The organism is Paenibacillus salivarius (assembly GCF_051307165.1).
GTDB lineage: Bacteria > Bacillota > Bacilli > Paenibacillales > Paenibacillaceae > Fontibacillus.
In genome coordinates, this window is record NZ_CP195592.1 from 3,592,497 (window position 1) to 3,605,988 (window position 13,492).

At 45.5% G+C, this 13,492-nt stretch carries 12 protein-coding genes; all 12 read right to left on the reverse strand.

All coding sequences use genetic code 11. The features are described 5' to 3' along the window. Positions 1–15: 15 nt before the first annotated feature. The 12 genes from ACSFXJ_RS16460 to ACSFXJ_RS16515 all read right to left on the reverse strand — a co-directional run bounded on the left by ACSFXJ_RS16460 (position 16) and on the right by ACSFXJ_RS16515 (position 13,466). Positions 16–1,077, reverse strand: coding sequence for a DUF1835 domain-containing protein (locus ACSFXJ_RS16460; protein ID WP_435921415.1), 1,062 nt, complete (start codon positions 1,075–1,077; stop codon positions 16–18). Then, the gene (locus ACSFXJ_RS16465; RefSeq protein ID WP_435921416.1) at positions 1,074–1,514 is read right to left on the reverse strand and encodes a GNAT family N-acetyltransferase; all 441 of its coding nucleotides are present in this window, start codon (positions 1,512–1,514) and stop codon (positions 1,074–1,076) included. The genes ACSFXJ_RS16460 and ACSFXJ_RS16465 overlap by 4 nt, the downstream gene beginning before the upstream one ends. Positions 1,515–1,719: 205 nt before the next feature. Continuing rightward, complete coding sequence (locus tag ACSFXJ_RS16470) at positions 1,720–2,802, reverse strand: glycoside hydrolase family 11 protein (RefSeq protein ID WP_435921417.1); 1,083 nt, start codon at positions 2,800–2,802, stop codon at positions 1,720–1,722. A 320-nt stretch (positions 2,803–3,122) separates the two neighbouring features. Beyond that, a complete protein-coding gene (locus tag ACSFXJ_RS16475; protein ID WP_435921418.1) occupies positions 3,123–5,450 on the reverse strand; it encodes an ABC transporter permease in 2,328 nt (775 codons plus the stop codon). A 1-nt stretch (position 5,451) separates the two neighbouring features. Next, positions 5,452–6,156 carry an ABC transporter ATP-binding protein gene (locus ACSFXJ_RS16480; protein WP_435921419.1) on the reverse strand — a complete coding sequence of 235 codons (705 nt, stop codon included), beginning with the start codon at positions 6,154–6,156 and terminating at the stop codon, positions 5,452–5,454. Positions 6,157–6,437: 281 nt separating this feature from the next. Beyond that, the gene (locus tag ACSFXJ_RS16485) at positions 6,438–6,863 is read right to left on the reverse strand and encodes a hypothetical protein (RefSeq protein ID WP_435921420.1); all 426 of its coding nucleotides are present in this window, start codon (positions 6,861–6,863) and stop codon (positions 6,438–6,440) included. A gap of 9 nt (positions 6,864–6,872) precedes the next feature. After that, the gene (locus ACSFXJ_RS16490) at positions 6,873–7,454 is read right to left on the reverse strand and encodes a GNAT family N-acetyltransferase (protein ID WP_435921421.1); all 582 of its coding nucleotides are present in this window, start codon (positions 7,452–7,454) and stop codon (positions 6,873–6,875) included. Between the two features lie 248 nt (positions 7,455–7,702). Next, complete coding sequence (locus ACSFXJ_RS16495; RefSeq protein ID WP_435921422.1) at positions 7,703–8,563, reverse strand: hypothetical protein; 861 nt, start codon at positions 8,561–8,563, stop codon at positions 7,703–7,705. A 137-nt stretch (positions 8,564–8,700) separates the two neighbouring features. Beyond that, positions 8,701–9,333: a hypothetical protein gene (locus ACSFXJ_RS16500; RefSeq protein WP_435921423.1), complete on the reverse strand. Its 633-nt coding sequence runs from the start codon at positions 9,331–9,333 to the stop codon at positions 8,701–8,703. Positions 9,334–9,711: 378 nt separating this feature from the next. Further along, positions 9,712–10,758, reverse strand: coding sequence for a DUF418 domain-containing protein (locus ACSFXJ_RS16505; RefSeq protein WP_435921425.1), 1,047 nt, complete (start codon positions 10,756–10,758; stop codon positions 9,712–9,714). A gap of 28 nt (positions 10,759–10,786) precedes the next feature. Beyond that, complete coding sequence (locus ACSFXJ_RS16510) at positions 10,787–12,721, reverse strand: ABC transporter permease (RefSeq protein WP_435921427.1); 1,935 nt, start codon at positions 12,719–12,721, stop codon at positions 10,787–10,789. Continuing rightward, complete coding sequence (locus tag ACSFXJ_RS16515) at positions 12,696–13,466, reverse strand: ABC transporter ATP-binding protein (RefSeq protein ID WP_435921428.1); 771 nt, start codon at positions 13,464–13,466, stop codon at positions 12,696–12,698. Before ACSFXJ_RS16515 ends, ACSFXJ_RS16510 begins: the two co-directional genes overlap by 26 nt. Positions 13,467–13,492 lie beyond the last annotated feature (26 nt).

Below are 13,492 nucleotides of genomic sequence, written 5' to 3' on the forward strand. Positions count from 1 at the left end.
AAAATATGCAATGCCTCATGATTTATTTCCGGCCTGTTTGCGCCTGATGCTGTAATATCTCATCGCTGCAGGAACCCCCTTAATTTCCAGGGTACCGTTATAAATCAGCTCTCTCAACCGGTATTCGAAATAAGAATCCCCGATATATTGATCGCAATAGCCGATCGCCTCTCCGATCAAACGGGCCGCTTTCAGAAAGCCATCATTACCTGCGGGAGGCTTCAGTTTATCAAGCTTCTCCAACAGATAGTCGTCATAATAATCAGACGGCACCCCGATCACCGCATCTTCCCGCCAAATACGCAGCGTTTGAGTCTGCTCCGAGATTGCCTGCCATTCCATGGCCAACCGCAGAACGTCCGCAGGGCTCAGCAAAACGCTGTCTTCCATACGGAGGAGCGCTTCCTTCAGCTTGTCCGTCGGAATCTCCCCCGAATGCAAATAATCGATCCTGGCGTTTGGCCGGTTAAAAAGCTCCTCGCATATCGCGCAAGCATCGCATACCGCAAATGAATTACGTCTGTCGCGGAGCAGGTGAAAAACGTGGCGCATCCCCGTCTGCTCGCACCCATTGTTATCGGCCCAAACGATCACTTTTGCCTGTTCGGGAATTTGTGCCAGCTTATTCAGAAGCTCACCATACTCTTCTTCATACTCGGTGTAAACCTCGAGCGCTTCCGTAATATGATCGCGGAACCAGTCGCTCCTTGCCTTTCTTCCTTCCGGTGAATCCAAATTCCCTAGCGGACCGATCGCGTAATTTTCCCAAAGCGTAATTACTTTGTGCGAATCCGACCAGCCAAGACCTTTCAGCGCCTGCTTCATGCTTCCCGCAAAAGAATCGCCGATCACGATATGGACATGGGTGCTGGTCGACGCGGGATCCCAGTATCCCTTTTTATCCTGGAGTTCCATCAAGCCGTCATAGAGCTCAACCAGCCTGGCAACCACGGATTCTTGCGGTTCGGCCTGTTCTTTCAACCTTTGGATTTCCGCCAAAATAAACCCTAAATACGATTTCGACTCCTCGTATCCCAGACCATCCAGCGACTTTTTAATCGATAGAATATCTCTCATTCACATGTAACCCCGCTTAATTTTTTTATGAAATACTTCGGCGATTCCTCGTATCCTTGCCGGTGATAGAACCGGTGGGCATCCGTTCTCCTGGAATGGCAGTGCACTTCGATCCGGTCGCACCCCCGCTTGACCGCATATGCTTCGCAATACGCCTCCATTTCAAGGCCAATCCCCTGACTTCGAAACCCGCTATCGATCGAGAAATAGCTGATTCTCGCAAAATCCCCCTGAAGCGCGATTTGAGGGATGATATGTATAGACATCAATCCGATAACCTTGTTCTCCTGCTCATAAACCAGCAGTTCTTCGTCGGGATGCTTTATGAACTTTTCAAGCTTATCTTTTAAAAACAATTCCGTATGTTCATACCCCAATTGGTTTAAAAGGTTTTGAATGGCAACCTCGTCGCCCATCACCGCTTTGCGTATACCCATGATTCAATTCTCCTATCATCTGCTTCACTCATCTTCTATACAAAACAATAGCTTATTCCATTATTATACATCTAATATCAGGGGGGCAATAGTACCGCTGCATGGGCTTTCCAATCCCTTGGTGGATCCCAAAACCGGATATGCAAAATCCCGGCAGGAAGCTCCCGCCGGGATTCTATTAGAATTCGATTACCACTACGTCGTTTTAATTAATCTCCAAATAATCAATGAAAGCATCCCAGGTTCCGTTATCGGAGGTGATCACGAGTTCGACCTCTTGATTTCCGGTCCCATGACTCACATTATTTAACGTATAGACCGCCGGATAGCTTCCGCCGAAGTAGAAGGTCCCCTTCGTCTGACCGCCGATTTTCAAATCGACCCTGGCCATGTTGGAAATATTCGACGCGCCGCGGAGCGAAAAATTATGGGTTCCGCTCGAGAAGTTTTGCGTAAATTTCACCGAATCATTGTTGGCGTACAAGGCGACACCGTTGAACGGCGAACTGATATTTCCGGTGTACTGACCGCTTTTGGTCATGCTCTCGGCTTCTATTTTCGTCGCCGTGCCTCCACCGTTATTACCGCCGCCGGAGCTGCCGCCAATCGTTAACGTATTGCTGTACACATCGGCAGTGCCGCTGCTTTGGTAACCCTCGACGGTCAGGGCGACTTCATACATTTTGCCCATCGTCATTCCTAGGCTTTCCCATTTTTTGAAATGCTCGCTGACGGATATCGTGCCGCTCGTGCGCTTCGACGTCCGGACACTCCAATATTGCTTGAATGTGGCGGTACCTTTAATGGAAGGCTGATTGACTCTGGTGGTTTCGTAGATGTCGTATGTGCCGCCGTCTACGTTAAAGGTGCCCTTTGATGTTGCGCCGGGCGGACGCCAGCTGCCCCAGCTATCGACAATGTAATATTCGACGAGCGGATCCACTGTCCAACCGTAAACGCACAGGTAGGAATTCCCGTTGGGCTGATAGTTGGCGCCGTAATTAATGGAGATATTCCCGATTTGCTGATGCGTTTGGGTCTCGTTGAATCTTTTCCCTTTCCGGAATAAGGCGTTATTGATATTGCTCCACGTGGCGCTGAACGCCCCGCCGCTGTTGAGTGTCATACTTGTGGTGCCGGAATCCTTCCACAGCTCATAATCGTAGCCGTCATGCGTGCCCGTTTGGTTGGAGGTAATCGTGGTAGCCGCCTGCGCGCTGACGGCAGGCAATGCAAGTGCAAGACAAAGAAAAATGGCGGTTAATAACCTGGTTCTTTTTCGTTTCATTGCTACTTCCTCCTTTTAAATAATAGTAGCATTAGTCTCACGATGATGCTGTACGGCTCCCTACAAGACACGTCTCTCCAGCGATCACTTCCTTTCGGCTCTATGATTGTAAACGCTTACAAAACCTATTTTAAGATACAATTCCTAAATATTCCATTTCACAAATTTAACATAGTATCGAGAAAAGTTTAGATGTTTTGGTTTTATTTGGTATTTTGTTCGTGCGTCACATGCAAACAACCCGGCCCCTCAGATCGGTGATCTTGGGCCAGGTTGTTTGACAAAGGTGGAGATTTTCAACGTTAAAGGCGAATTCTCGTCTACTCTATACTTTTTAACGATTCGATCATGTTGATTCTGGTTACTTTTCTCCGAAGCAGCAGGTTGGAGAGTACGGTAAGCAAGAAGGCAAGAGCAACGGAGATCAGCAAAACAAACAAATTTAATTGATCCGGGATTTGCTGGTGGGTGCTTGACAGTGCCTTGATAACCAAGGAATACATATATCCGCTAATCGGTAACGCGATGATGACCGCAAAAGTGGTGATCATCATATTTTCAAAAAAGATGAGCCGGTTGATTTTTTGTTTTTGATAACCCAATACCTTAAGCGTGGCAAGCTCACGATTCCTTTCGTAAATGTTTATGGAGGAGATCGTAAATATGGCGCCAAAGGAAAGGATGACGGCACAGATGATAAACATGATGAAGAGGAAGCTATTTTGCTTCAAAATATACTGGGCGGATTGCTTGAGATCATTCTTGTCCGCAATGGTTTCCACATGTTCATCTTGTTCAAAAAAGCTGCGAACGCCCGTCAGATCTGCGGTGCTTTCGGCCTCCACAATCAGCGAGGTTGGATTGTAGCCGATGCCAAAGCTTTTCAAATAGTCCGGCGTACAATAAAACGACGGGTTCGAATACTGATTGGTGATTTGTAAAACCTTCATATCGACGGATTTTTGAGGCTCCCCCGGAATGTTGAACCTGATCGAGATGGTATCCCCTTCCACAATCCGATATTCGTCCGCGTACGATTTGGGTACCAGCACCCCATGGTCTTCCAACGATACCCGTTCGTCATTTTCATCAAAGAAATGAATGAGATTGTTTTCTTTTTCGGTGACAATTAATGTGGCGTTTTCGATGTCGCCCTCTTTCATGAATTCCACGGGATAGGTGGATAAAAGGTAACTGTCACTAATGCCGGAGGGCACTTGAATCGAATCGGAAGACACGTCCCTCGCATAGTCCACTCTAAAATCATACGTATTCACATCTTCAATTTGGTTCGCTACTTTGAGCAGGGAGGTTTGCGTGCCAAATGCGGTGATCAATAAAACGGTGCTTACGATCACGCCGACCGAGCTCGCCAAAGCTTTCTGTTTGTTTAAAAATATATTTCGCAAAATGAGCTTGCGGCTGTAGGAGCTATGTCTCCAAATTCCAGGCATGCGTTCCAACAAGATCTTCTTCATCTTTTTCGGGGGTTTGGGACGCATCGCCTGCGCCGCACGTTCTTTCAATATGGTCCGGCCGCTGAAGTAACAGGACAGGATTCCAAATGCGCTGGAAACAAGGATGGGGGGAATGACGGAAACGAGCGAAAGCTGGAATGTAATATCGGGCAGCGAGTAGGACCTTGCGTTCGATGTCGTTACGAATGGGACAAAAACAAATGCGGCAAGGGCACAACCCAGAATCGAACCGGCTATCCCTACAAGCACTGGATATATCATGTAGTGAAGCATGATATTTCTGTTTTTTACACCCAGGGCCTTCATGATCCCCACTTGATTTCTTTGGGAATCGATAATCCTTGACATGGTCAGAAACAGGATAATGGCCTCGATCGCGAAGAGAACCAAAGGGATCACCCTGCTCATCAATTTGTTGTTTTGCACCGTTTCGTTTAATTTTGAATAACTGAAGGAACGCTCTTTGGTGACTTGGCTTACATAGGGGAGTTGTTTGGAGTTTGCCTCAATGGATCGGCCTAATTCGTCTATATCGACGCCTTCATTCGCATCAATCAGGATTTCATTGTAGTAAAAACCACCTGCGATCTCAGGTATCGTTTCTTCGGAGATATATGCAACACCGTAGTTGATATGGTCTTGGATTTCGTTCTTTTTGGCGTATTCGACGTTTTCGCCCAAGCCGCTAATGGTAAACGTGAAATTGTTGTCATCCGTGCTTACGCTGATTTGATCGCCGACACGTAACTGATGCTCTTTCGCATAATGGGAATCCAACAAGATTTCGCCCTTCTTGGAAGGGATGCTTCCCTCGATCATCGCATGCGTATTGATTTCTTGATTTACGGGAAACGAATGAATTTTCAATGTCGCTTTATTGCCGTCAAAAGCTTGCGTGGCATCGAAGGAATAACGTCCTTCAATTTTTTTAATCCCTTTAATTCCGCTTAGCCCCGCCACCTCCTCTTTGGAAATTTGATCGTAATATACATTCAAATCGCTTAGATTGTGTTCTTGAAAGTAAGCCTTCGAGTAATCGCTAAGATTATCGCTTAACGTGATCAGCCCCGCATAGAAAAAAGCCCCCACCGCGATCACCAGAACAAAGGCGATAAATTGCCCGATCGATTGTTTTATATCTCTAATGAGTTTTAAAAATAGTAACTTCATATCACCACTCAATCCCTTCGACGCTTTGTTTTTGCTCATTGATCGTGATGCTTTCGATCTTTCCGCTTTTGACCTTAATGATTTTGTCGGCCATCGGGGCAATCGCGGAATTATGCGTGACCAGGACGACGCACTTTTTCGTTTCCTTGTTCAAATCTTGAAGCAGCTTCAAAACCGACTTGCCCGTCACATAATCCAAAGCCCCGGTTGGCTCGTCGCAGAGCAAGAGCAAAGGATTTTTCGCTACGGCTCTGGCTATGGCGACCCGTTGTTGTTCTCCCCCGGAGAGTTGGGAAGGAAAATTACGGATACGGTCCGTCAATCCGACTTTATGTAAAATATCCTTTGCGTCCAGCGGCTTCTTGCTTACTTCGGTCGCAAACTCAACATTCTCCAACGCGTTTAAATTCGAAATCAAGTTGTAGAATTGAAACACGAAGCCGACTTGCTCGCCTCGATATTGCGTTAATTTTTTTTCGTTGAACTTTGATATTTCTTTATCGCCGACAACCACTTGTCCCGATGTGGCCGTATCCATACCGCCCAGGATGTTCAGTATCGTACTTTTTCCGGCACCGCTGGCACCCAGAATTACGACGAATTCCCCTTCCGATATGGAAAAATCAACGCCATCCAGCGCCCTGATCGACACTTCGCCTATTTTGTATTCTTTCGTGACCCCTTTAAATTCGATTAACTTTTTCACTGATTACATCTCCCTGTAAAGTATTTTGAAAACTTGGTTTTAACTTGTCCGGTCGCCCTTTGGCTGCGGATGAAACACGCCTCTTCCCAATCCTCCCATCTCTGGATCTATTTATCCGAGCAGTCAAGTTAATCATACGTAGGCCAAAGAAGGTAAACAACGGACCGCAGCCGCGCCTGCAGCTGGACCATAGTCGGGTTCCGGAGCAGTACCTTTTTATCGTGGAGGGATGAAAATGCAAATAACCGACCCGGTATCGGATCGGTTTGTTTTGTGTTTATCTAAAAACGGTGCGCTTCCGCTTGAAGCGTCTTCAAATAGCTCTCTATGACTTCATGATCTTGTTCCTTCTGCGGTTTCAGCGAATAATAAAAAGGTCCGTCTTGGTACTGGATCGGGGACTCATCGGGTTCCTTACCGCTAAAAGAAACCGGACTCGTTGAAATTAACAGCTCTATGCCGTTCGTGAAATAAACCGTACAAGTCGGTGACGTGAAATGATCGTCGTATTCCTGGATCCTCTCCACTTCCCATTCCGGAAGACGAGGCATCGCCTCCACATGTAAAACCTTTGGAATATCGGTGTATGGAATCAACGCTCTGGACGTATCGTCTTTGAAAAAACCGATTTTATATAAAATCGTTCCGAAAATCAGCAAACTCAATAAAAAACATGCGGCTGTTGCGCCAAGGATTATTTTTTTCATGGTTGGCCCTTAATGTTCAATATAGAAATTTAACCCTGTCTTAGGGTCTAAAACAAATTCATCCCTTAACAGACCATAATACACCAGGTCTTCATACTGGCCCCATTTTCGAACATGCTGTCTTAATCGGCCCTCATATTTCATGCCTATTTTCTCCATGACTTTCCCCGAGGCAGGATTCTTTCCGAAATGACGCGCAAAAACCCGGTCTAAATTCAGTTCTTCAAAGGCGTATGTTACCATTCCTTTTGCCGCTTCGGTGCAGTATCCCTTGTTGTTGTACTTTTTGCCAACCCAATAGGCAAGCTCGCCATGGGCAAACTTCTTGTTAAGGCCCAGACTTATAGCACCGATCAAATATTTTTCCGTTTTATGTACAATGGCCAACTCGAGCGATCGATCTTCATGAAAGTTTTCTGCATGAGTTCCGATCCATTGTTCTGCCATTCCGTCTTCATATGGATGCGGGATATATAAGGTCATTTCGGCAATGTACCTATCACCGACTAATGCTTGAACCGCTTTGGCATCATCCAAATTGAAAGGCCGTAATGTTAGTCTTTCTAAATGAATGGTTGGCATCTGTTTCATGTTTCTCCCCCTAGGCATGGCATTCGTGAAAATGACCAACTAACTCTCAATGCGTGAGCCTCACAGTATTCACCAAAATTTCCACCATGGCTTTTTAATGACAACCGGCGTAATATACTGATTGGTTTGCGGGTTATAAACGGCAAGCGAATGCTTCTGGGCAAGCGTGAGAATGAGATCTTCGACATACTTCGCTCTGGACCATACGCAACAAACCAGTAATGCAAGTTATAAGTTTACCTAAGGTGTTATTTACTTGAAAAAAAACCTGAGAGACCTTTTACTTTCTCATTCTCCAACCAGTTTTGAAAATACTCACTCCTTATCATCTCTTTTACAAATTGTTTATCATCATCACTAATCAAACTAGTTAATTTTTTCCTCACTCTTAAGTAACTATTGGTTACATTGGCAAGATACATAATGCTTGCTTCAACCGCTATAAAGACAAGAGTAATGATGCCAAACAAAGAATTTCCGGAATTTAATGAATAATTGTAGAGACCCAATGGAAATGAATGAACGCTGTTAGATAGATAATTATAAACGCCAGATTCCAGAACTTTTTCTATTGGAGATCTTGTGTTTTTCATTCTGTCAAAATAGAATGCTTTGTTTCCTTTAAGTAAGTTTTGTTGATCCTTATTATCCAAAATCATAAAAAACTTATTCTTTTTAATACTACGTATAGCATACTTTTGACTTAATAAGGAAACTTGCCAACTCTCATCGCTTTCGGTAAAATCAAATTTACTTAAAATCTTTTGTTTATCCTTACTCTTATGTAAAATCATTAAATCAATTCTAAGACGTAATTCTTCCTCAGTAATATTGGACTCGCATATATATTGAAATACGTTATGAGTTTCAATAATTGTTCTCGCAATATTAGCAATTGCACTCGCATCAAATGTCTCATAATTCCCATCTCTTTCACTCTGTAGCAATTTTAATAAACTTATAGCATGAAGTGTGATTTTTTCAAATATTTTTTCAGCTTCAATGGCCCTTAATGTCGTTGCTGACATTTCGTTCTCTATCGTTGATAATCGCTTGCATATTTGAACCAATTGACTAAGATTTTTAATTCTAAATTGATAATCACTCATGTTCGGATCCTCATTTTCGAAAGTTTTAACATAACTTCTAGATTAAATCTTAAGCTTTTGTTGTCTGAGCTTCCTCCACAATTATACTTCTGATAATCAAGGGGCTAAAGCTCAACGTGAACATGGTGTTATGCGAACTAGTCTTTACAAGTTGGCTTAATATAATCAATAAATCTTGAAGCAACAAAAGCTAGTACTACGATTTCAAAGGCTTTTGAGATAACTACATGAATCATATATAAAAATTGAATTGAATTTTCATTTGTAATACTAGTTTTGTATTCTTCTATTGTATTACTCACTGGTAAAGAATAGATAAGAGAGAAACTAAAATAAATGGACTCAAAAAGTGTTATATTCTCAGCACCAGAAACAATCCCCCAAAATGCATAAATTAAAGCAAATACTAAATGAGGTATAGTAATAAAATAAACTAAATAAAAAAGCAGTCTAAATCTCTCAGCTGTTATATTATTAGTACTCTCAAAAAGTATTTTTCTTATTCCCCTAATCGCACTAGTAATCAAAATAAAAAACAAAACTAAACTTGAACTAGTAATCGTTGAATAGAATAATATCCATCCCCAAATATCATACATATTATAAAAAGTCGGAAATGCAAAGTATGCAAAAACTGCAAACAATAATTGAAACAATGGGGAAAGATATAAAAATAGTTTAAATGGCCTTCTGAAAAAAAATACAATAATAACTGGAAGAAACACAGCCAGCAAGCCTAAAAGCAATGATAATATACTATGTAATATCATTATCTTCACCCCATAATTGATCTCATATATTTCCTATACGATTTTAAAGCCTAAAGTCTTCGCTTTTCTTCTGAATTTTCATTCTAAATTTGAAGTTATTATCAAATGTTTAGACAATATATTTCACTTTAAAATCTCTTCTCCACCTGAAATCAATCTTTCCTAAATACGAGAAACCAGCTTACTGGCAACTCGGTAATTATAATTTTGCAAGCGAAAGAGAAGCAAAAATAGACTTATCGAAAAAAATAAAATGAATAAAAAAGCAAGCCCTCATTGTTCGATGAGCTTGCCTTTTTCGTGTAGGGGCAAATTAGCATTTAAGTTCAATTTCATTATTTCAGAAAGCCGCTCCTTTACTCTTTCTTTATACTAATCTCATCCCTTCCTCATCGGCACGATCTCCCAATACGTCCCGCATCTCCACAACCATTCCAACGGTCCGAAGCGGAACCGCCGCATCCAAAGGTTACTCACAATGATCTGGACCACCACGATCCCAAGGCTCACCAGCGTTGATACAACATAGGACGTCGTTTCCATCCCCAGGAAAATCTTCTGAATTCCGATCAGAAGAACAGTCTGTCCGATATAATTACTCAGCGCCATCCGCCCGTAGGCTTCCAATGGCTGAAGCAACCGTGCTCCCACACGGGTATTGTTCAGCAGCAGAATCGAGGTTAAGTAAAAAACGGACACGATCGGCCCGGTCGCGACACCGAGATGCGCCACATTAAAAGCCGCCTGCAACACCGGCTGGGTTTCCATATCCTCTACCGCGTACAGGAACGTCGGCATCGGCTCGGAAGGGGCAGCCCACCACATGGCTCCGATCCCGATCACCGTTCCGATCAGAGATGCAACCCAAATTCTACGCAAGGAGGACAACCCTTTATGAATGGCTTGGATCAATCCGTATTGACCGGCCGCCAGGCCGAGTACGATCAGAAAAGGGATGGTCAGGAACTTTACCCCCGCCCCCGCCGCGAGAATCAAACCGATCAAGCCGATGCCCAGATTGACCCTACGTGGAGCATAGTACAAAGGAAGCACAAGCAAACCGAACGAGGCATAGTAGAACAGAGCTTCCCCCGATTGAAAGAATTGGTGAATCACGCCGATCGCAAGCAGAAGGATCAACCGGCGGACGTACAGCCTTATCCGGGGCTTACCGTGTTCGTTTTTTGCAGCGGACCGGGAAAGGAAGATAAAGAATCCAAGTCCGAATAGAAAGGTGAAAATCGTATAAAATCTGGCCTCGACAAAGAAATACAGGCCCCTCTGGATCCAAAACTCGGCGGTATTTTCCGGCGTCCGGATGAGCCACAGCGACAATACATTGACGAAGGGGAGCCCCAAAAGGGCAAATCCCCGGAACAGATCCAAAAAAGGATATCGTACGTTGGTAGCGGCAGGCTGGTTCATGACTATTTTCCTCTCATACATGCGGCCTCTACACCATCGTTTTATTGACCGCTTTGATATAACGGGCTCTGACGATCAGAAAATACAGGGTCTGGACGGCGAGAAATGCCGCCGATGCGGTCAATACAGGGACATAAACCGGGCTCAGCGAATTCATCATCTCCATGACCGGTCCCAGCACGACCAGCGACTGAAGCGCCGCCACCGCGATCGGGATAAAAAACAAAACGGCAATCTGAATGGTCGCCGAGACATTCATCTCGCGGCCGCTGAGCCCGATTTTGGACAGGGAGCGATACATCACCGCGTCGGCGGCCAGCTCCGTGTGCAATTTGAAATAGAGAAAGCTCGCCGAGGAAACCGAGAAAATCAGAGCAATAAATACACCGATAAAACTAAAGAGCGAAAAGGTTTGTTTAAAGGAATAGTAATTTTCCGCCCGGGATTGAAGAAAACCTCCATGATCTCCGCTTCGGTTCCACTCGGCCAGCTCAAGGCCCAGCTTCGTTTCCGGATCCTCTTTGCCTGGAAACTTGCCAGATGCGGGAGCTATAAAGACTGTGGTATTTCGAATGTAATCTCCCCAGGCCTGATGTTCCCGCTTCAGCCGCTCAAACTCCTCATCCTGGATGACCAGCAGCTTCCCCGTATAGGATAGAGAAGCGACTTTTTCCGTACGTGAAACAAACCGGAACACATACGTTGAGTCAGCAATTCGAACATCCATGGTATTCCCTTGAGGGGGGTATTTACGTTCCCTTTCCGGAGTTTGTACCAGTACCGATTCGGTTTCGCCGAGTTGATCCACCGGGTCGATGTTCATAACCGACGCCAGGCGATTAAACTGCGTTCGCGAGATCAGCATCGTCCTCTCTTCGACCGCCGCGTAGCTGTTGTCTGCGATTAAATCCACCTTTGCTACGCGATATTCCACGCCTTCCCCGCCGAGAGATTTCTCGATGTAGGCAAGGTCTTTCTCGGCCTTCTTTTGATCCCCGTCGCTGTAAGACGTGTATCTGAAATTGAACGGGTTTCCCTCATAGGAATCCCTGATCGCCTTCTGGGATGCCAAAACAAATCCGGTGCTCATGCACGCCAAAGCGACGACGACCGTCACCAGAAAAAGCATGCGAGCATTATCCTTCAATTTATAGCTCATCTCGGAAATCCACAGCAGATTGGTGCCTTTCCAGGCGGTGCCGCGGCTGCGCTGCAGCTTTTTGACGATCCAGACGGACAGCTGGGAGTAGAAAAAGTACGTCCCGGCAATCCCGGTAACGGCCGCGATCAAAAGTCCGATCTCATCGAGTTTCTTCCCATGGAGAGCCCAATACCCGGTCGCGAGCAGGGCGATGCCGAGCAGGAATGTAAAAACGTTCGCTTTCGGCTCTTTTTTCGGCTTGCTGCTTCCTGTGAGCAAATCCAGCACTTGGCGTTTCCGGATAAACATTAATGTAAACATGGAAATAAACAGAAACAGCAGAATAAACGCTCCGGCGGTCAACAGGATCGCTTTTGCGGGCCAGTAAAAGGGCAAGTCGTCCATATCGATCACTTTGGTGCTAACGAGCAGAAACACTTTGGACAATATCAAGCCAGCCGCGATTCCCGTCACGATGGCCACGGCGCCTATCAATAGATTTTCCAGGAAGATCAACAGGTTGATTTGCCGGGATTCCGCACCCAGAATCGTCAAAATACCGAATTCGCGGTTGCGCGATTTCAGAAACACGCTGATGGAGTACAGCACGAAAAAGAAGGCGAACACATAGACGATGACGGTCGCGATCGTCATCCCGGTCCGGGTCATGCTGCCCATTTCGGAGCTCGCGATTTTCGGGTGGAACGCAAATACGGCATACGTAAAAAAAATCATGACCATAAACGAACTGCTCAGCAAATAGGCGACATAAGCGCGCGCGTTCCGGCGGACGTTGTTAAACGCGAATTGAGGAAAGTTCACTCGTATTCCCTCCCCAGAACGACAGCATATCGATGATTTTTTGGAAAAAAGCCTGGCGGTTCTCGCCCCGGTGAATTTCCGCCGCCAGTTTTCCGTCCTTGATAAAAACGATACGGTTGCAGTAGCTCGCCGCGACCGGGTCATGCGTGACCAGCATCAGCGTCGTTCCGTCTTTTTCGTTGATCTCGGCCAGCGATTCCATAACCGCCCTGGAGGATTGGGAATCCAGCGCGCCGGTCGGCTCGTCCGCCAGAAGCAGCAATGGGGCGCCAATGATTGCCCGGGCAATCGCCGTCCGCTGCCGTTGGCCTCCAGAAATTTCGTAGACGCGTTTGTTCAAAATGCCGTCGATGCCAAGCTTGGAAGCCGTTTGCTTCAGCAGGCCGTCCACTTCTTTTAACGGGCGTCTGTCCAGCGTGAGCGGCAGGACGATATTTTCGGCGACCGTGAGCGTATCGAGCAGGTTGAAATCCTGAAAGACGAAGCCAAGCTGTTTGCGGCGAAAATGAGCCAGCTCTCTTTTTTTCATGAGATACGGATTCTGTCCTCCGATTCGGACTTCGCCCGAGCTGGGTCGATCGATGGTCGATACCATGTTCAGCAAGGTGGTCTTTCCGCTCCCCGACGGCCCCATAATGCCGACAAACTCCCCTTCGCGGATCGTCAGATGAATATCGGTCAGGGCGTGCGTTGCCACTTTGCCCGCGTAAACTTTGTTTAGTGCTTTCACTTCAAGAATATCCAAAGCTTCAAGCAGCTCCTTTCTGTACC